Here is an 18,117-nt window from a genome sequence, read left to right on the forward strand (position 1 = left end):
TAGCAAGGAGTTACACTGGCGTCTTCATTGCCTCTGTAATCATCAGTGCGCACTCTTGAGGGGATGCTGACGTTGTGTCGATAACCAGATCGTAATTCACTCCGCGGTGTACTCGCTGCATTTGCTCACGCGCAGACCCAACTTTTCTGTCGCCGCGAGCCCATTCTCTTTGATCTAAAACCGCTTCACTGCATTTGATTCCGACATAAAAGCAGCGGTGTTTTTCTAGTAAAGCCCGCCATATTTCAACCTCTTGGTTTCCATCCGCTATCTCATCCACAATCACCTTCAGCCCACTGTCTGCCAAATGTTTAACCGTTGTTCTGTATGCGTCGTTCACCTGTTCGCCATATCGTCCTTTCCGAACTCGATACATTGACTCGCCACTGGTATGTTGCGTTTCCCAGTAAAAACCCTCTGCGGGTTCGGGAATATCACCAAGCTTATTGGTCTTGTCTGGCATAAGCGAGATGAAGGTATCGATCCCTATGAGTAGATAAGGCACATCCAACATGTCTTGCAAAGCCTTTGCGATGCTGCTTTTCCCGCTGCTACTAGGACCATTCAGTAAGATGACATCCATTCTCTATTCTCTATTCTCTTCAAATTTACAATGTAAATGATAGGAAACGGTTCATTGCTAAGCTAAGCCGACCACTTCTGGGCATTCTTGATTTTCTTTGTTACCTGAAGATATCGCCTTAAAATGCAATTGAATTCATAATGTTCACACAAAAATGAAAAGCTAGGAATCAAACATGACAACGTCAGCAAAAGTGATTGATAAAAATACGTGGGGACGAGCCCCGCATTATGACCATTTCAGCCAAAAGGACTTCCCCTATGTTGGGTTTTGTGCCGAAGTCGAACTGACCAACTCATTTTACTATGCCAAAACACACTCGATGTCGATCTTCAATTTGGTCTCTTACGCGGTATTGGCGGCGGCCAATGACATTAAAGAGTTTAGAATGAGGGAGCATGGCGACAACATTGTGGAATATGAGTCTGTGAAGTTTGGTTTTGTTGCGATGACCAAAGCACCCCCACTTTTTAGCTTTGGGGTAGTCGAGAAAGGCGAATCTTTTACCCAGTTTAATAATTTGATGGAATCCGAGAAGTCACGCATTGCAAAGAACATCATTCTGGATGCCAAATTGGAGAATGACGACGTTATCTACACATCGTGCCTACCTTGGTTGCGGTTTACCTCCTTTGTTCACCCCGTTAACCTGAATATTCCCTCCACCATTCCTCTCATTTCATGGGGGAAAATTATCGATAAAGGCGGTTACGTCGATATGCCTGTCTCAGTACAAGCGAACCACGCGCTTATGGATGGTTGGCATATTTCAATGTACTACGACAAACTACAGCAATACTTAGCTGAGCCGGAAAAGCTGCTAACGGGATTGCTTTAATCCTTTAAGCTAGATCTAAAAATGGGAGCCCAGTGCTCCCAAATGTATACCCAAAACAAAACTTACTCGTTCACGATTTCCCACTGGTACCATTTTTCGTCTGCGAGCGCGAGCATTGGCAAATCTTCATAGGTATCGCCATACGCGTATATTTTATCGCACTCTTTCAGCGCGACTGCGCGTTTTACAGGCTTGCAGCCGCCCAAGCTTATAAAGAAATATAATCGGCCATACCAGCAGCAAGCCGATACCCATTCTAACCTTGGGCGTAGAATAAAAAATAAATTTTGTGTAGGTGTCTTCGTTGGTGATGGTACCGTCAAAATCAAACAGTGCTAGATTCATTCGCCGTTATCCAACTAAGCTAAACCTCACTTAGCAGGGTAGTGGTTGCACCGTGGAGAGGTACGTTAGCAAAGTCGCCACAATCATTTTTGTCTCACTCGTTTGAGTTTCATCCAACCAAATATAATCGGCTTCTCTTAAAAAACTTCTCGAATAATTTAACACGTATTCGGCGACTATTTTGTTATTAAAAACTATCGTTCTCGACTCGATCCTAAAAGTATTCCCAGCATCATCAACTAGCTCAAGTTCATTTAAATGCCAGCGCTTGTTATTAAACTCAAGCCTGCCAATATGTGGAGCAATGATTCTCTTGATGCTTCGAGTATCCAGTTCTTCATCGCGGAAAGTTCGATATCTCTTCACAATACAGTTTTGCTCGTAATTCAGAGAAGCCGACGTATTGTTTGGTCCAAATTGTTTAATAGTGACGGTGCGATCACTGTTTTCGACCATGTAATAGCCACTGAAAAACACGTTTCTATGCTCCGTAATTTTGCCTTTACTGACATTACTGGAATAATCACCAAAACGAATATTCTTCCCAGGCATCCACCCTTCTCGGCCCTTCACTTCAAACCGTGGGCTGTTTTTCAGGAAAGTTGGCCGCCTCTGTTGGCGTCATCAATGCACAACCAGACAGTAAACTCGCTGCGGCTAAAACAATGAAAAACTTTTGTACCATGTTTCGCTCGTCCTAAATATATTTGATTGGCTTAAATACCCAAGTAGCTTCAAGATGCTTAGTTATATTGATACTTCAATAACACCTACCGATATTACATTGGATTCTCGACCATGCCTAACGCTGAGGTTTAAGAGCATTATGTGTGCTTCCAAATACTGAAACTCGTCTTGAAAAGATAAGCTTTCCTCTACTTTCTAAAGCCCTACTCTTCTTCTCGTTTTTTTAGCTCGTTTTGATACCAAGTTTCATTGATGAACCAACTCAGCGCACCGAAAACGAAACCGCCACCCAAACCAATCCCAGCGGCTTGTGACAAACTGACTAAAGCCGAAACATCATGCTTCGACAAAGCTGGTATCGAATACGCTGCCAGCAAAGCGACGAAACCAGAGAAAATGGTCCAGTTAAAAATGTATCGGATTTTTCCTGCTTCTCGTTTTTGTTTCCAACGCTTAAATTTGTGCTCCAACGCGTTCATCATAATCTCCCATTTCTAGAATCTGCTGATCTCATTGTTGTGGGATTATACAATAGGGTGTGAAGTATCTACATCCAAGTTGCCGTATGTTTCTTGTGGAACGATGGTGCAGGTCATCGGCTAGAGAGCTTTACGCATGACGGCAACGTACCGATTCTAGAAGAAAAAATCTCTGAACTTTACACCCTCAAAAAGTAACTGTAGTAGGTGGTATCGCGTTCATACCCTAAAGATTCATACAACGTTTGCGCAGTAAGGTTATCGCGTGCGGTTTCAAGGGCTAAACCTTTGGCATTGGTGCTTACCGCCAATTCTTTCGCTACGTTCATGAGCGCTTTTCCTACACCTTTCCCTCTCGCATTCTCCGTTACAAACAGGTCATTTAAAATCCAAGAGCGCTGCGCAGATACCGATGAAAAGGTCGGGTAAAGCTGGGTAAACCCGATGCCTTCACCTTGCTCATTCAAAGCCAAAAAGACCACAGACTCGTTGTTTTCGAGCCTCTCTTGGATAAACGTCGTCGCGACACCGATATCACTTTCGTGGCCATAAAAGACTCGATATTGGTTAAATAGGTCCGCTGCAATAGCGACATGTTCGGTGGTTGCTTTCATTAAATCCATATAAGAATCCGTTCTTTAATTAAGCCAATTATTCCGACATTGTCGTGTTCAGAGTGTATGAAAACAACTCTTTGATTACAAAAACTTTATTTATCTAACACTACAATCGTATTCGCTAATTTATCCCCTATTCTTTGCCGACCTTTACCCAATATAAAGAGAGCGTCGATAGTGCCAATTATGGGCGATAAAATATTGCGTAAAAATGCGCGCCACAAAGTACAGCTTTTACCCGTAGATTTGTTGATGGTCGACATACCCAATACCAATTTCCCGATGCTTTTACCCCGTGGCAGGGCATCCGAGAATATAAAATAGGTGGCGGCAGCAGCGATAGAAGTCAGAACTTCAACATCGCTTCCAACCTGTAAATAGTCCGTTACGACCATTACTGTGAGAAAAATCGCCCAAGAAATAGCACCATCTATTATTTGCCCAACATATCGCCTACCGGGGCTCGCTAGAATACGCGTATCTTCCATATCCTCTCCCCGTTTTCCCTGTCGAATTTGTTCTGGATTGGCATCCGCCATCTCTACAGCTTTTACATCAACGACTGTCGGTTCGACTTTCATTTAACCGTATCCATTTACTCTATTAAAAATAAAACGTGAACGAAAAAATCTAGCGGTTTCATTGGTGAAATGAAACGGCTGAGCGAAGGTTCTATTATATGTGCCCCGCAATTTCGTTCAATACTTCAGTCAGCAATCTCGATACGTTTGTCTTTCCACGTCAATCAAGGAAATACAGAATGGAGTCTTTAGTCTTGTCTATGATTGTCTTCGCGTTCGCTGGCGCGGCGACACCTGGTCCGGTGAATATCATTGCCGCGGCATCTGGCGCTCAATACGGCTTACGCAAGGCTTCGGTTTATGTCGTTGGCGCATCTGTTTCTTACGCAATTGTTGTGCTGCTCAGTGGGATAACGATTGGTTCACTTTTACTAACCCTGCCTGCATTTACTTTCTACCTTAAATTGGTCGGGTCGGTTTTCTTGATCTATTTAGCGTATAAAATCGCTACCGCTTCCCCTGAACCGCTGAAGGCGACGGATATTGGGCAGAATGCGCCGGGGTTTGGTAAGGGTGCATTAACTCAAGTATTGAACCCTAAAGCATGGCTTTACGCTTCGTCTGGCGTGTCTTTGTTTGTTGCTGGCAGCAGTACCCAAGACTTGCATTTACCGCTATTCGTCACTATCTCTTTATTAGTTTGCCTTTTTGGTGTCGGTATTTGGGCATGTTTTGGGCAAGCTATCGGTCAGTGGCTCAATAGCACTCAGCGTCAAAGAGCATTCAATTGGACAATGGGTTTGCTATTAACGGCAACGGTGATAGGGATGTGGTGGAGTTAAAACATGAAGCAAGATGATTCAGTATTTTTGACCCAATCTCAAAGCCTACCATTTGTCGACATGCGCACAGCGTCTGATTCATTCGCATGCTATCAAGCTCACTCCCACGATGAGTTTTCTTTTGGTGTTATCGATGGTGGATGTGCAAGCTATCGCAACCTGAATCACACCCATCAGGTGCATCAAGGTCACACCGTGACGATTAACCCCGGAGACATGCATTCTTGCAATCCAGACAAAACGCAGTGGTCTTATCGAATGCTATTTGTCGATACCCAGTGGATTGGCAAATTACAGCAAGAGTGGACCAAAAAAAGCGGTGTGGATTACCAACCTTTCTTCCATCAATACGAACAGCGCTCTGATTTGTATCGGTTATTTCATCAGCTCTATCAATCGCTTTTATCAGAGAAAAACGCGTTGGTGACTGAATCGCTGATGGTTGAATACTTGGCAAGTATCTTTGAACATCCTGTTAGCCCAAGCCTCAATAAGCCCCTGAAAACGGAATCAAAATTGAATCGGGCAGCAGAGATGCTGTGCGATCAATTGGAAGTCAATGTCGCACTGGATAAGCTTGCAAATGAAGTAGACATGAGTCGATACCAGCTAATTCGAGCATTCAATCGGCAATATGGTGTTTCTCCTCATGCCTACCAATTAGACCAACGGATAATCAAAGCAAAATCTCTACTTAAACGTGGGTTATCTTTAGCCGATACCGCCTCTGAAACTGGGTTTTCTGATCAGGCGCATTTTCAACGTCATTTCAAAAAACGCATGGCGATCACCCCTAAGCTTTATCAGTCCTTTTTCATTACCTAGCTCGCACACCAATAACGTACAGTTGCATATTAAAAATAATTCAATATAGAGTCGAACTTACTATCGATTCTATAGAATATGGGAAGGAATAGGTGATGCGAACACTTCTTTTAAGCCTAATGATGTTTAACGTTCATGTTGCAACTGAAGAGATGTCTATCCCCAGTGACGTATTGAACTGCGTAGGCAGTGAGCCCGATTGGTACCTAGAAGTCACGCCGAAAAAAGCGTCGTTCGAATCACTCTCTACCGACGAATTCTCGGTCAGCGTTACACAATCAATAGAGACCGATAATCACACCAATAAATGGGTCATCACAGCTGAAGATGACCAGTTTCACCAACAGATTGTTATAACGTTAGCCGACACTCACACCTGCTCTGATGACATGAGCGATAAAGTATATCAATACGAGACGATACTCCTTGTGCACGGTCAGGAAGCCTATAGCGGGTGCTGCAACGTGATAGAAGACTAGTGGGCTACTTAACCGTTTATCCCGAGTTCAGGTTACTTAGCAAAAATTAGCAGGGATAAATCAACACTTTGTGACTTTCAAAAGCAAGTCACCGGAACGTTCAAGTAAATCGGTGGTATCGACTGAGGGTGCACATAGCCACCGGTCTACTTCGTTAGGTGGGATGAGAAGCGGCATTCGATGGTGGTAAGGTTCGTAAACTTTATCGGGTTTAGTCGTTAATGTAACAACATTGTTCATGGACTCTAACCCAATCGCAGCCATATAAAGCGGTTCATCTTTTGGTGGTTCGAAAAGGTACTTTTGCTTTAAACCTTCACGTGATACCCATTCATACCAACCACTGCAGGGCACTACCACGCGTGACGATTCATAAGCACTTCGAAATGTTGGCTTGGAAGCGACCGTTTCTGCTTGCGCATTAATGATGACTTTTTTAGCCCAATGGGGCTTGATACCCCAGCTAAGGTCGTATTGTTGTAAACCAAATGGGGCTGCGCCTACCGTAGCAAGCGTATCTGTTTGTCTGACATCGGAGTTGGGTTGTGTCAAAAATCGAATACCAAGCTGCTCACAAACCTGCTGAGCAAATGGATCGTCCATAACATTCAGTCTGCCGCACATCATAATTTCCACTGAATCCTACAGATTCAGTATAGTCTGCGGTTTTTACGTCATACCTATTTGTAAAAATGAAAATAAAAAAAGCAGATCCGAAGATCTGCTAAACGAGTAGATTATTACGTGCTGACATCGCGATAACCACTATGGCTATCAGTCCCTCAACAACTGCATCAAACGATGCATTGAAAAGTCTCAGCTAGGATGCTTGCTTGCCTACGATCATTTGATAATCGGCATCTAGCCTGCGCTTTTCTTCTTCGGGGAGTACCGTCCAATGCTGGCCCGTTCTCGCCCCTTCAATTTCGTAAAGCAACTTAGGCGACACATCCAAATCAAGCCCGAGCTTTACGATTTTGCTCACTATATCTGCGGTTGTATCTCGCTGAAGCTCGGTCATCGAGCCAATACCAATTCGACGAAACAGCTTAAGGTGAAGACGACGAACATTGGGCAACAACCGCAAAGGTTGGTTGGCTCGATGATCACGGTTGGCAGCGTCGATAGACAAGCGAACCGCCTCCACGAAAGTGAATTCATCGAGATCGGAAAATAGTGAAAAATAGTGAGCGGCAATTTTAAAATCACCCTTCATTTGTGGCTCTGGTTGGTATTCGCCGCAACCCATTTTAACCAATTGACCTTTGAGTTGGTCCCCAGCCCTTAGAAAAACATGGTCATCGCGCGCCACCGCGAAAATGACATCGTTACAGAAAATCCCTGTGCCGCCAAACATTGCACGAGAGCTTACGCGTCCATATCGCTGCGCGATGAGTATGGTTGAATCAACGTTTACATTCATGCCCTTTCCCCCTTTATTACATCCTTGGCATTATGCCTTCGGAAACGCCAGCACCCTCATACTGGCTTCACAAATGCGTGATGTTTCCTTATGTTTCAAGCTATTTATAGCTTAGAAATCAGTGCCATCGTTTCAGATACAAACATGTTATGACCACTGTCAACAATCAATTTGACTGTCATAAGCAATGTCACGGTGATAAAGACAGGGCGAACGACTTTATCACCGTTATGGATTACGATTTTACTTCCGACGATTGAACCTAAAATTTGTCCAGCCCCCATAACAAGTCCCAATGTGTAATCAACAGAGCCTAGCCCGATAAAAAACAATAACGAGACAAAGTTCCCCATAAGATTCAGTGGCTTCGTTGCAATAGTTGCCTGCTTAATCGTGACGCCTAACAGGATCACAAAAGCCACCATCCAAATCGAACCTGTTCCTGGGCCAAAAAAGCCGTTGTAAAAACCAATCGCTAAGCCGCACATCAACATGAAACGACGATTTGAAATTTTGGCTTCGGTTGCTAAGTTATTTTTAATTCTTTTGGATAAAATCGAGTAAAAAGTAATGCACACCATTAGGACAGGCAGGAGAAGTTGCAATATTTCTTTTGAAAACAAACTCACCGAATAAGAGCCTAATACCGCCCCGATTGCCGTGGTTACAATGCCAAATCCAAATCCTCTCAGTTTTATTTCTTTATTCAACCAGTAGGTAATTAACGCGGTGGTTTCACCTATGACTGCCTGTAATCTGTTGGTTCCTAATGCAATCAGTGGTGGTACACCTGCCAGCATCATACTTGGTACTGTGATCAGCCCACCTCCTCCAGCAATCGCGTCCACGATGCCAGCAACCAATGCGGCGCAAAACAACCAAATTAAAACACTTTCAGACACGCCAAAAAGTGACAGCTCCATTTGTCAAAACTCCGTACAGGGCAAAAAAAGCCGAGCCTTGTACCATTGACCAAGGCTCGGTAAAACATGGATTTAGGACGTTCTACGATTCACAATCACTCGATGCATTACACGTAATGAACCGTAGTAATCGTTTACCGCGTGGTGTTGCACCGACCGGTTGTCCCACATAACAACCGTGCCATTTTCCCACTTAATGCGGGCGGTGAACTCAGGTCTGGCAACATACTCGCAGAGGTACTCTAATATTGGGGTACTTTCTTCTACGGTCATGTTGACAAATTTTTGTGTGTGCTCCTTATTAACGTAGATAGAGGCATGCCCTGTATCTTCGTTGATTTTCGCAGCAGGATGGATGGCTTCAAACGAGGCATTCGCTGTTGCAATCTCACTAAAATTGGTTAGATGAGGTGTTTTTTGTTTTGCCGACTGATGCTTGTTCGAGATGTACACAGCATCGTTAGTCAGCAAGAAATCCTTCATACCGCTCGACAACTGGCTAAATGCCGTTTGGCTATCCGAGAAAACAGTATCGCCGCCCACTTCGGGCGTGGCGCGAGCCGTTAAAATGGTAAAGTCTGGTGGGTTATCCAAGTAGGTGGAGTCCACATGCCACATTCCGCTGAAATTTTCGAGCTGGTGTGGTTCTTTGCGGATTTCTACAATGTTTGGGAACCCGTCAATGCCACTGGAAAATGGGTACTTTTGCACATCACCCAGCTGGTTTGAAAAAGCCATCAAATCTTCGGATGAAATGTGTTGTTCCCTAAAAACCAATAACTTGCTTTCAAGCAGCAGCTCCTTGACAAAGATAAGCCCATCTTCATCCAGATCTGCCAGTTTTAGCCCTTCAACTTCTAAGCCCATGTGAGGTGCCAATCGCCTTACATGTGTTTCTATCTTAAATTGTGGTGTTGCAACCTTGTCCATGATCGTTAAGCCCGTCTTTTTGTTTAATTATGCGACGGCATTATTAGTATCAATTTTCAACATGTAGTTAAATTAATCATATCTAACTTCAATATTAAGGTTGACCTTAATGCTTACTTCACAAGATCTTGAATTTTTTGACACAATCGCCAACAGCCCTTCACTGGCTGCGGCTGCCAGAACGCTCAACGTTACACCACCTAGCATTTCGCAACGGTTGCAAGCACTGGAAAAAAAATTAAATGTGAGATTAGTTGAAAGAAGCGTCCGTTCCACAACACTGACTGAAGAGGGGGAAAAGCTGGCAAAACGGGGGCGTAAGCTACTTATGGACATTGAATCATTGCAGAATGAAATCCTCGCGGACAAACAGGTCATTGAGGGAGAATTGAGAGTCTTATCCCCATTGGGATTTGGCATCGATTACATTGCCCCTCTTGTTACAGAGTTTCAAGAACGATACACGAATATTGATATCGACCTGACTCTTTCAGACATACCACGTTGGACAGACCGACAACACCCAGATGTAATGGTTTACATTGGCGAACTTAAGAACTCTTCTCTTAAATGCATACATCTTGCAGAAAATCGACGCCTTTTACTGGCATCTCCTCAATATCTAAGAAATTCGCCACCTTTGCTCTGTCCGCAAGATTTGCACAAGCATCAATGCATCGCTTTGCGTGAAAATGACGAAGATGTAACCATGTGGAAGTTTGAAACCACTGGCAATCAGCCACTCACTGGGGTAAGAATTCACCCCAAGTTATCCAGTAACGTAGGACAAGTGGTGAAAGATTGGGCAGTGGATGGAAGAGGCATCATTCAACGTTCAGAATGGGACGTGACCAAAGAACTCAAATCGGGTGAGTTGGTTTCACTTTTACCCGACTTCCCGATTCCGAGAGCCGATGTGGTCGCATTAGTGTCCGATGTCAGGCAACAGCGTCCGTTGAAAGTGAACTTATTCTTAGACTTTATCAAGGCGCGTCTTTCAAACCGTCCATGGTTTAACAAGGCATGAGTAACCAGAAGACGTGAGTGAACCAAAGCAAGCATGGGCTAATCAGGCTTAAATGGAATTAAAAAATCGGCGTTAAAGTTGGGGTCGAGTTAGCAAACCGCTATTCGATCAAGAAAACCGCTATTCGAGCAAGAAAACGATGTTCCCCATCACCATGGTGAGCCAAATAGGTGTGTAAGGGATATCATCAAGAGACATTTTAGTAATGTCGTCCCCAAGTATCACGACATCAGCGGATTTGCCTACTTCCAGTGTGCCCGTTAAATGCTCAATTCCTAGGCTTATCGCTGGGTTTTGAGTGTAGACCTTTATCGCGGCATCAATATTGGGAAGCCCCTGATTCCCCATTTTCAGGCTATTAGCAATGCCCACCAATGGACTGATCGGATGCGCACTCCAATCGCTGCTTAAACTGACGTTGGCACCTGAACGATATAATTGGCTCAACGGCATCAAATTGCGAATCCGTTTCGCCCCAATAAACGGCGTCGCCCAAGCATGATCTTGTTGTGCAATGTAGTCAGCCCCAACCTGCATGTCTGCAGTAACGCCCAACCGAGCAAACCTTGGTATGTCCTTTTTATTTATCATTTCAACATGCGTCAGTGTATAGGCAGCCGTTTTGGTTTGATTATCAAGCCTTTCGATAGCATCGAGCGATGCTCGCACGGCTTTATCGCCAATCGCGTGGATGTGGGCACCATAACCAATACCATTGAGCAAACGCAGCCATTCGTCCATCTCGTCTGGTGGGATGTAATACAACCCGTCTTTACTTTGCGGCATATACGAAAACAAATACGGTGCCAACGTTTTCGCCGTACCATTGGTCAATGTGCCGTCACTGTACATTTTCACCTGATCGATACGTAGCCAACCTTCATCGTCATTTCGGTAAATACGCTCTAAATATCGCAGTTGCGTCAGCCTGTCATCTTGAGGGTAAATCCATGGTCGAAGCGACACTCTAGCGGTTAAATCGCCATTAATTTCAGCCTGTTGCCACACTTCCAACCAGCCGCGCTTCCAATACATCCGACCATCACCAATGGTGGTAATCCCATGCCGTGCCGACTCTTTTAACCCATTAATCAGCCCTTTGTAACTGGCATCAAACAGGTTATCTGTGCTTTTCCACGCAAGCTCCATGACCACATCACCAGCATTGTCCAACAAAATACCGTTGAGCTTACCTGTGCGTTTGTCTTTCAAAATACGACCACCAGCGGGGTGCGGTGTTTTCGCCGTAAAATTGGCGGCATTAAGGGCTGCGGTATTCACCCACATAGAGTGCGACGTTTGCTCCATTAGAACCACAGGCTTATCAGGGAACACACTATCGAGTACCTCAAGCGGGGTACGCTTGTTTGATGAGTGAAGAATACGATCCAGCTGGAAACCATATCCAATGATCCACTTTTGTTTCTCTCCGTATTCTTTGCAGTAACGTAAATAGGGGATTTGTTCTTCAAGAAAAACGTCGGGGTCCACATAGCAGCCGCCTCCCACTTCGGAAGCCGATTCAAAAACGTGGTTATGATTATCAATAAACCCAGGTAAAACCAATGCACCATTCGCATTAATGATTTTGGTTTCTACATCAAGGTAATCTTCTAGCCCTGATTCATCTCCAAGATACTCAATTTTCCCTTCTCGGATCGCCATCGCGGAAACTCGGAATCCTTTCCCTGTATAGATACTGGCATTGCGAATAACGGAGTCCGCTTTCATGACGGCAAAGGTAGGAAAACAAATAAAAATTAAGGAATACCATACCGTTAGACGTGTCATTCCGCCGCTCCAATTCAATGAGATTCTTCATACCTAGCCGAATCTGACGCCAAGGTGACTGAGTACATAATAGGTCACTATCTTGTCGCTTCCGATGTGAAAAGTTCATACCAGATAGGTAAAGCATATATGAGTTTTCTTTAAAAGCTCAAATAAACATCAAGGCGGGTTATGAGTGACGAGTCATATAACTTTACTTTGGTAGAATTTTATTTTCTACTCCCTACGATTATTATGATTATACTGCATCCAACAAACTATATAGATGGGATAAAAATCACATGCCTCACGCCTCTTCAAAATCAGCTCAAGAAGTTCTAGTGGGTGACAATGAACAGCTTGTTTCCACCACCGACTTAAAAGGGGTGATCACGTATTGTAACCCTGCCTTTTGTCGAATCGCGGGTTTTGAAGAAAACGAACTGTTAGGGCAGAACCATAATCTTGTTCGCCACACCGATATGCCTAAAGCGGCATTTGCGGATATGTGGGCCCACCTTAAGAAGGGTAACGCATGGCGAGGGATTGTGAAAAATCGCACCAAGAATGGCGGTTTCTACTGGGTCGATGCTTATGTGACCCCCATTTACGAACAGGGTCGAATCACGGGATATCAATCGGTTCGAGTGAAACCAGAATCAAAGTGGGTTGATGTGGCTTCAAAAGCCTATTCAACGCTGCTTGAAGCAGAGAAGAGCGGGCGTCATTTTGCTTTTGGTTTACCGACCGCGTTCAAATACTCTGCGCTTGCCGCTGCATGTGCCGTACCCATCCTTGCCAGCATGATGGAAAGCGGTCTATCGTGGCAACTTATGATAAGCGCGTTACCCGCGGCAGCGCTCGCGGTTTTCTTCCGCCAAGAACTCATCGATACGCCTGTGTTCCTGAAAAAGCTGCAATCAGAATACGACAGTATAAGTCGCTTAGTGTACTCCGGCAGTCACATTGCCTCTCCTGCAGATTTCCATATCAAGTTATTGCAAGCACGCATTCGCACGGTTCTTGGGAGAATGACCGATTCAGCCGCTCCTCTTCATCAACTCTCGGATGATTTAAGCAATACCGCCATTCGAGCCATGGGAGCCATTCGACAGCAGAATACCGACATTCATCATGTGGCAAATGCGGTTAATGATATGGCATCTTCTGCCAGCCAAGTGTTTGAGCACGCATCCCAAACTCAACGGCTGATCAGCGATACGCAATCTCAGTGCGACCAAACCCGATCCAAAATTGACGCAACTGAAGGTCAGTTAGATCAATTGGCTTCGAACGCAGAAAAAGCAACGCAAACGACTTACCAATTGAGCGAACAAGCACAGAAAGTCAGCTCGGTGATGTCGGAGATCAGCGGAATTGCAGAGCAGACGAATCTGTTGGCACTGAATGCCGCAATCGAGGCAGCACGTGCAGGAGAGCAAGGTCGTGGATTCGCCGTCGTCGCTGACGAAGTTCGTGCGCTTTCTTCACGCACACAAAAAGCGACCGAGACCATTCAAGCAAGCTTGAGCCAAATGTTATCAACCATTTCAACATGGCAAAAAGAGATTGAACACAGCCGAGATCAAACCAGCGAATGCGTTATGATTGCTCAGGAAGGCGCGCAAAGCCTCCTGCAAATTGAGCAAATGATGACCGAAATACACGGTTTGATTGAACAAGTATCCGACTCGGCTAACCAGCAAACTCAATTGTCTAGCCAAGTCAGTGATCGCGTACATTCTATTGCTCAAACGTCCGAGAACAATTTGGCTGAAACCGATTTGGTCGAAAGAAACAGCCAAGTATTAAAACAAGGGGTCGATAAGCTGTTCCAATTGGCGAAACAGTTCGAACAGAAATAACGCTGACTTACATGGCACAGTCCGAGCGAAATGAAGGGCATTACCGAACAAAATGAAGGGCATTACCGAACAAAATGAAGGGCATTACCGAACAAAAAAGAGGTGAAGCATTGAATCAATGCCTCACCTCTGTTCAACGTTGGCTAAGTTCGCGCTGAGATTTGATCAGATTTAATCCACACTTCATCGTTCTTGATCTTGACTTGCCACGTTTTCAAACTCTGTTCGGGCATTTCCAAACACGCGCCGGTCTCTAAGCTAAAATGCTGTTTGTACATTGGAGAGGCAACACACAACGCCTCCCCCTGATTGCCCACAATGCCTCGGCTCATGATGTAAGCCCTAGCTATTGGATCCCAATTCCCGACCACAAAAACCCGCGGCGGCTTATCCGGATCCTTTGAACCTAAAAACACATCGGCAGGCACTAAAAATAAAGCGATCTGATGATCATCACACACTCCGCCAACACCTTGGTACGGCGAAAGCTGGTTTACATCGCAAATCTTCTTCCACATCATTTCACCTCTAAATTTTGAGTCGGAATTGTGCTGGGTATACGTTGCCCTCGAACTCTCTGGTAAGGCAACGGAACGCTATCACCTTCATGATTAATGAATGGGCGAAACCGAGCGCGTTTTTGATCCGACATCACAGCGGTTTTCCATTCGCATTGATAAGAATCCACAATACGTTGCATCTGTGCTTCTAGCTGCCCATTGATCCCTAACGAGTCCCCTATCACAACACTTTTCAGGTACTCCACTCCGCCATCAAGGTTATTCATCCATACCGACGTCCGCTGAAGTTTATCGGCCGTTCGAACGTAGAACATCAGCACACGGTCAATCAAGGTAACGAGTTCGTCTTTTGATAAATCAGAGGCCAGCAGGTCCGCATGGCGAGGGCGCATTCCCCCGTTCCCGCAAACATACAAATTCCAGCCATTTTCAGTAGCAATCACACCTATATCTTTGCTCTGCGCTTCCGCACATTCTCTCGTGCAGCCGGACACCGCCATTTTTAGCTTATGAGGCGAACGTAAACCTTTATAGCGGTTTTCAAGCTCAATCGCGAAGCTCACTGAATCATCAACCCCGTATCGACACCATGTTGACCCAACACACGATTTCACTGTTCGCAGCGACTTGCCATAAGCATGACCCGTCTCAAAGCCCGCTTCGATGAGTTGTTCCCATATTTCAGGCAACTGCTCCATCTTGGCACCAAACAGATCAACCCGTTGCCCGCCCGTAATTTTGGTGTAGAGATCGTATTGCTTGGCAACCTGCCCTAAACGGATAAGCTTGTCTGGCGTTATCTCCCCACCGGGAACACGAGGTACAACGGAGTAGGAACCGTCTTTTTGCAGGTTAGCCATAAAGGCATCGTTCGAATCTTGCAGCGCTTGATGCTGTGGCTCCAAAATGTGTTCATTCCACAGCGATGCGAAAATTGAAGCTGCCGTCGGCTTGCATAAATCGCACCCAACACCGTTGCCGTATGAAGTGAGTAACGCTTCAAAATCGTGGATCGCTTCAACCTGACAGATATGGAACAACTCCTGTCTTGAGTAAGCAAAATGCTCGCAAAGGTGGTTGTTCACCTCCCTTCCCATCGCAGCCAATTCTGCATCCAGCACGGTTTTCACCATGTTGCTGCACCCACCGCATCCCGTGCCCGCTTTGGTTTCGGATTTCAATGCATTAAGATCGTGCGCACCGGCTTGAATGGCCACCACCAAATCACTTTGAGTGACATTGTGGCAAGAGCAGATCAATGTATTCTCGCCAATATCATTCGACAGTGATGAGGCATCCAGCAGCAACTCCGCGGGGTACTCCGGTAGAGGTGATTGATTGAGGTAACACTGGAGGAGGGCGTCATAATCGGCATTGTCCCCCACCAATATCGCCCCCAACAGTTGCACCCCAGAGGCGTCTGTAATTAGCTTCTTGTAAATGCCAGAATTGGTATCTTGAAGAATCAGTTCTTGAGCGCCTTCCGTCGTCATCTGTGCATCGCCAATCGAGGCGACATCGACCCCAAGCAGTTTGAGTTTGGTGCTCATATCCGCGCCAGTAAATGTGCTGCCCCCCCCAGACAATTGCTCGGCCACCGTCCGTGCCATTTGGTAACCAGGTGCAACCAGCCCGAAGGTTTTTTGTTGCCACAAAGCACATTCCCCAATGGCGTAGACAGTCGGAACGCTGGTAACACAGCGATCATCAATCACAATGCCGCCTCGCTCTCCCACCGCAATCCCAGCTTGCCTTGCTAACGCGTCTTGCGGGCGAATCCCAGCGGAAAACACAATCACATCAACGTCAAGCACCTCGACTTCGAGCGAATCGTTGCTTCTTAAATTCATGCGATGAAACGCGCTTTCTCCATCAATAATTTCTTCTGTCGCGGTGCCTGTATGCACCTGCAAGCCGAGCGACTCTATTTTGCTTTTCAGCATATTGCCTGCCCCACCATCAAGCTGAACAGGCATCAATCTCGGTGCAAACTCAATCACGTGGGTATACAACCCAAGTAGCCTTAATGCGTTGGCCGCTTCTAACCCAAGCAGCCCCCCACCAATAACCGCACCGGATTTCGCGCCTTCACACGCAGCACGGATGGCGGAAAGGTCGTCCAACGTTCGGTAGACAAAGCAGTTTTTACGCTCATGCCCAGGAATGGGAGGGACAAACGGATAAGAGCCCGTCGCCAGCACCAATTTGTCGTACTGAAGTCGGGAATGATCACCCATCACGACTTGCTGACCTTCAGTGTCTATGGATGTGACCTGACAGCCCAACATCAGTTCTATCCCATGTTTTAGATACCACTCTTCACTCCCTAGCTTTAAGTCGTCATGAGACTTCCCCGAAAATACGGTGGAAAGTTGAACCCTATCGTAAGCGATGGATCTCTCTTCCCCAATCACTGTGATTTGATAGTGTAAATGAGCGTGTTTTTCCACCAGTGACACCACCAGTTGGTGCCCCACCATTCCGTTTCCGACAATCACCAAATGTTCCATATCGATCTCCTTCCTTATGCGCTTTTGGAAACCTGTAGCCGCGACTCTTTCTTCGGGGTTGCCAATACGGGTTGCGGCTTGGCTTGCTTTTCATACAAAAAACGCAGAACCGACTGGCGATATTTTTGATACTGGGGGTCATCCGCAAGCTGAACACGATTTCTCGGTCGGTCCAATTCGACACTGAGCACTTCACCAATCGTGGCCGCAGGGCCGTTGGTCATCATAACAATCCGATCCGACAGCAGAACGGCTTCATCGACATCGTGCGTTATCATGATCACGGTGGTGTTAAGTTCGGCGTGAATCGCCATGAGGGCGTCTTGCAAATAGGCGCGGGTTAACGCATCTAACGCACCAAACGGCTCATCCATCAGCAATACTTTCGGTTTTAACGCAAGTGCTCGCGCAATTCCGACTCGCTGCTTCATGCCTCCCGAAATCTCATCGGGCATTTTGTCGCTGGCATGGGTCATTTGAACTAATTCAAGGTAATGTTGCACCTGATCGCGCACCCACGACCTCTTTGTCTTGCCCTCTGTCGTGTTGACGGCACATTGCTTCTTTGAGAATTGCTTCGTCGATAATTGCTTCGTCGATAATTGCTTTGTGGCGAATTGCTTTACGGCTAATTCCACGTTTTGGTAAACCGACAGCCAAGGCAGCAAAGCGTGATGTTGAAACACCACCGCTCGCTCTGGACCTGGTCCATCGACCTCTCGTCCTTGCAATATCACGCCACCGTCGGTTGGTTCGTGTAACCCTGCCACAAGGTTCAGGACGGTTGATTTTCCGCAACCTGAGTGACCAATTAGCGAGATGAATTCACCTTCTTGAATGCGTAAATCCACTTTTCTCAACGCGATAAATTCACCTTTTGGGGTGGGAAATCGCATACCTAACTGAGTGAGGTTTAAATATGAATTTGGCAT

Annotated in this window: 20 protein-coding genes; 6 read left to right on the plus strand and 14 right to left on the minus strand. The window is 45.7% G+C overall.

The window, feature by feature from the left end:
* Nucleotides 1–10: 10 nt before the first annotated feature.
* On the minus strand, nucleotides 11–583 hold the full coding sequence (locus HC752_RS05505; protein WP_190334115.1) for a chloramphenicol phosphotransferase CPT family protein: 573 nt from the start codon (nucleotides 581–583) through the stop codon (nucleotides 11–13).
* Between the two features lie 175 nt (nucleotides 584–758).
* Here HC752_RS05505 and HC752_RS05510 point away from each other — a divergent pair, with 175 nt between their 5' ends.
* A complete protein-coding gene (locus HC752_RS05510) occupies nucleotides 759–1,421 on the plus strand; it encodes a CatA-like O-acetyltransferase (RefSeq protein ID WP_190334116.1) in 663 nt (220 codons plus the stop codon).
* A 153-nt stretch (nucleotides 1,422–1,574) separates the two neighbouring features.
* On the opposite strand, the gene HC752_RS05515 is transcribed toward HC752_RS05510, so the two are convergent.
* The 5 genes from HC752_RS05515 to HC752_RS05535 form a co-directional block, all read right to left on the minus strand.
* A complete protein-coding gene (locus HC752_RS05515) occupies nucleotides 1,575–1,766 on the minus strand; it encodes a hypothetical protein (protein ID WP_238930418.1) in 192 nt (63 codons plus the stop codon).
* A gap of 30 nt (nucleotides 1,767–1,796) precedes the next feature.
* Nucleotides 1,797–2,318, minus strand: coding sequence for a hypothetical protein (locus HC752_RS05520; protein ID WP_190334117.1), 522 nt, complete (start codon nucleotides 2,316–2,318; stop codon nucleotides 1,797–1,799).
* Between the two features lie 338 nt (nucleotides 2,319–2,656).
* Complete coding sequence (locus HC752_RS05525; RefSeq protein WP_190334118.1) at nucleotides 2,657–2,935, minus strand: hypothetical protein; 279 nt, start codon at nucleotides 2,933–2,935, stop codon at nucleotides 2,657–2,659.
* 176 nt (nucleotides 2,936–3,111) lie between these two features.
* The gene (locus tag HC752_RS05530) at nucleotides 3,112–3,555 is read right to left on the minus strand and encodes a GNAT family N-acetyltransferase (protein WP_190334119.1); all 444 of its coding nucleotides are present in this window, start codon (nucleotides 3,553–3,555) and stop codon (nucleotides 3,112–3,114) included.
* An 86-nt stretch (nucleotides 3,556–3,641) separates the two neighbouring features.
* The gene (locus HC752_RS05535) at nucleotides 3,642–4,130 is read right to left on the minus strand and encodes an RDD family protein (RefSeq protein WP_238930419.1); all 489 of its coding nucleotides are present in this window, start codon (nucleotides 4,128–4,130) and stop codon (nucleotides 3,642–3,644) included.
* A gap of 179 nt (nucleotides 4,131–4,309) precedes the next feature.
* Between HC752_RS05535 and HC752_RS05540 the strand changes: the two genes are divergently transcribed.
* The 3 genes from HC752_RS05540 to HC752_RS05550 all read left to right on the plus strand — a co-directional run bounded on the left by HC752_RS05540 (nucleotide 4,310) and on the right by HC752_RS05550 (nucleotide 6,216).
* Nucleotides 4,310–4,912 carry a LysE family translocator gene (locus tag HC752_RS05540; protein ID WP_190334120.1) on the plus strand — a complete coding sequence of 201 codons (603 nt, stop codon included), beginning with the start codon at nucleotides 4,310–4,312 and terminating at the stop codon, nucleotides 4,910–4,912.
* A gap of 3 nt (nucleotides 4,913–4,915) precedes the next feature.
* A complete protein-coding gene (locus HC752_RS05545; RefSeq protein ID WP_190334121.1) occupies nucleotides 4,916–5,737 on the plus strand; it encodes a helix-turn-helix domain-containing protein in 822 nt (273 codons plus the stop codon).
* 95 nt (nucleotides 5,738–5,832) lie between these two features.
* Entirely contained in the window at nucleotides 5,833–6,216 is a 384-nt protein-coding gene (locus HC752_RS05550; RefSeq protein ID WP_190334122.1) for a hypothetical protein, read from the plus strand.
* Between the two features lie 60 nt (nucleotides 6,217–6,276).
* On the opposite strand, the gene HC752_RS05555 is transcribed toward HC752_RS05550, so the two are convergent.
* The 4 genes from HC752_RS05555 to HC752_RS05570 all read right to left on the minus strand — a co-directional run bounded on the left by HC752_RS05555 (nucleotide 6,277) and on the right by HC752_RS05570 (nucleotide 9,492).
* Complete coding sequence (locus HC752_RS05555) at nucleotides 6,277–6,843, minus strand: SOS response-associated peptidase (protein WP_238930420.1); 567 nt, start codon at nucleotides 6,841–6,843, stop codon at nucleotides 6,277–6,279.
* A 193-nt stretch (nucleotides 6,844–7,036) separates the two neighbouring features.
* Nucleotides 7,037–7,639 carry a TfoX/Sxy family protein gene (locus HC752_RS05560; protein WP_190334123.1) on the minus strand — a complete coding sequence of 201 codons (603 nt, stop codon included), beginning with the start codon at nucleotides 7,637–7,639 and terminating at the stop codon, nucleotides 7,037–7,039.
* 104 nt (nucleotides 7,640–7,743) lie between these two features.
* The gene (locus HC752_RS05565; protein ID WP_342029450.1) at nucleotides 7,744–8,541 is read right to left on the minus strand and encodes a TSUP family transporter; all 798 of its coding nucleotides are present in this window, start codon (nucleotides 8,539–8,541) and stop codon (nucleotides 7,744–7,746) included.
* A 93-nt stretch (nucleotides 8,542–8,634) separates the two neighbouring features.
* The gene (locus tag HC752_RS05570) at nucleotides 8,635–9,492 is read right to left on the minus strand and encodes a TauD/TfdA dioxygenase family protein (protein WP_190334125.1); all 858 of its coding nucleotides are present in this window, start codon (nucleotides 9,490–9,492) and stop codon (nucleotides 8,635–8,637) included.
* A gap of 109 nt (nucleotides 9,493–9,601) precedes the next feature.
* On the opposite strand from HC752_RS05570, the gene HC752_RS05575 reads away from it, so the two are divergent.
* Nucleotides 9,602–10,519 carry a LysR family transcriptional regulator gene (locus tag HC752_RS05575; protein ID WP_190334126.1) on the plus strand — a complete coding sequence of 306 codons (918 nt, stop codon included), beginning with the start codon at nucleotides 9,602–9,604 and terminating at the stop codon, nucleotides 10,517–10,519.
* 120 nt (nucleotides 10,520–10,639) lie between these two features.
* Here HC752_RS05575 and HC752_RS05580 read toward each other — a convergent pair whose 3' ends face one another.
* Nucleotides 10,640–12,310, minus strand: a complete 1,671-nt coding sequence (locus HC752_RS05580; protein ID WP_190334127.1) for an amidohydrolase — start codon at nucleotides 12,308–12,310, stop codon at nucleotides 10,640–10,642.
* A gap of 281 nt (nucleotides 12,311–12,591) precedes the next feature.
* Here HC752_RS05580 and HC752_RS05585 point away from each other — a divergent pair, with 281 nt between their 5' ends.
* Nucleotides 12,592–14,154, plus strand: a complete 1,563-nt coding sequence (locus HC752_RS05585; RefSeq protein WP_190334128.1) for a methyl-accepting chemotaxis protein — start codon at nucleotides 12,592–12,594, stop codon at nucleotides 14,152–14,154.
* Between the two features lie 143 nt (nucleotides 14,155–14,297).
* Here the strand turns inward: HC752_RS05585 and nirD are convergent, their stop codons facing one another.
* From nirD to HC752_RS05600, 3 genes are read right to left on the minus strand one after another with little or no spacing between them, the layout of a single operon-like run.
* Entirely contained in the window at nucleotides 14,298–14,675 is a 378-nt protein-coding gene (gene nirD / locus HC752_RS05590; protein ID WP_238930421.1) for a nitrite reductase small subunit NirD, read from the minus strand.
* On the minus strand, nucleotides 14,672–17,185 hold the full coding sequence (gene nirB, locus HC752_RS05595; protein ID WP_190334129.1) for a nitrite reductase large subunit NirB: 2,514 nt from the start codon (nucleotides 17,183–17,185) through the stop codon (nucleotides 14,672–14,674). Before nirB ends, nirD begins: the two co-directional genes overlap by 4 nt.
* A gap of 14 nt (nucleotides 17,186–17,199) precedes the next feature.
* The gene (locus tag HC752_RS05600; protein ID WP_190334130.1) at nucleotides 17,200–18,117 is read right to left on the minus strand and encodes an ABC transporter ATP-binding protein; all 918 of its coding nucleotides are present in this window, start codon (nucleotides 18,115–18,117) and stop codon (nucleotides 17,200–17,202) included.

It is taken from the genome of Vibrio sp. S9_S30 (assembly GCF_014694455.1).
In the GTDB taxonomy this organism is placed as follows: Bacteria; Pseudomonadota; Gammaproteobacteria; order Enterobacterales; family Vibrionaceae; genus Vibrio.

Bases quoted from the DNA above. Each gene is read 5' to 3' on its own strand.
- nirB (WP_190334129.1), bottom strand. From the start codon at position 17,185: ATGGAACATTTGGTGATTGTCGGAAACGGAATGGTGGGGCACCAACTG.
- HC752_RS05520 (WP_190334117.1), bottom strand. From the start codon at position 2,318: ATGCCTGGGAAGAATATTCGTTTTGGTGATTATTCCAGTAATGTCAGT.
- HC752_RS05555 (WP_238930420.1), bottom strand. From the start codon at position 6,843: ATGATGTGCGGCAGACTGAATGTTATGGACGATCCATTTGCTCAGCAG.
- HC752_RS05545 (WP_190334121.1), top strand. From the start codon at position 4,916: ATGAAGCAAGATGATTCAGTATTTTTGACCCAATCTCAAAGCCTACCA.
- HC752_RS05550 (WP_190334122.1), top strand. From the start codon at position 5,833: ATGCGAACACTTCTTTTAAGCCTAATGATGTTTAACGTTCATGTTGCA.
- HC752_RS05580 (WP_190334127.1), bottom strand. From the start codon at position 12,310: ATGACACGTCTAACGGTATGGTATTCCTTAATTTTTATTTGTTTTCCT.
- HC752_RS05530 (WP_190334119.1), bottom strand. From the start codon at position 3,555: ATGGATTTAATGAAAGCAACCACCGAACATGTCGCTATTGCAGCGGAC.
- HC752_RS05575 (WP_190334126.1), top strand. From the start codon at position 9,602: ATGCTTACTTCACAAGATCTTGAATTTTTTGACACAATCGCCAACAGC.
- nirD (WP_238930421.1), bottom strand. From the start codon at position 14,675: ATGATGTGGAAGAAGATTTGCGATGTAAACCAGCTTTCGCCGTACCAA.
- HC752_RS05560 (WP_190334123.1), bottom strand. From the start codon at position 7,639: ATGAATGTAAACGTTGATTCAACCATACTCATCGCGCAGCGATATGGA.
- HC752_RS05510 (WP_190334116.1), top strand. From the start codon at position 759: ATGACAACGTCAGCAAAAGTGATTGATAAAAATACGTGGGGACGAGCC.
- HC752_RS05585 (WP_190334128.1), top strand. From the start codon at position 12,592: ATGCCTCACGCCTCTTCAAAATCAGCTCAAGAAGTTCTAGTGGGTGAC.
- HC752_RS05570 (WP_190334125.1), bottom strand. From the start codon at position 9,492: ATGGACAAGGTTGCAACACCACAATTTAAGATAGAAACACATGTAAGG.
- HC752_RS05515 (WP_238930418.1), bottom strand. From the start codon at position 1,766: ATGAATCTAGCACTGTTTGATTTTGACGGTACCATCACCAACGAAGAC.
- HC752_RS05505 (WP_190334115.1), bottom strand. From the start codon at position 583: ATGGATGTCATCTTACTGAATGGTCCTAGTAGCAGCGGGAAAAGCAGC.
- HC752_RS05600 (WP_190334130.1), bottom strand. From the start codon at position 18,117: ATGCCAAATTCATATTTAAACCTCACTCAGTTAGGTATGCGATTTCCC.
- HC752_RS05525 (WP_190334118.1), bottom strand. From the start codon at position 2,935: ATGATGAACGCGTTGGAGCACAAATTTAAGCGTTGGAAACAAAAACGA.
- HC752_RS05535 (WP_238930419.1), bottom strand. From the start codon at position 4,130: ATGAAAGTCGAACCGACAGTCGTTGATGTAAAAGCTGTAGAGATGGCG.
- HC752_RS05540 (WP_190334120.1), top strand. From the start codon at position 4,310: ATGGAGTCTTTAGTCTTGTCTATGATTGTCTTCGCGTTCGCTGGCGCG.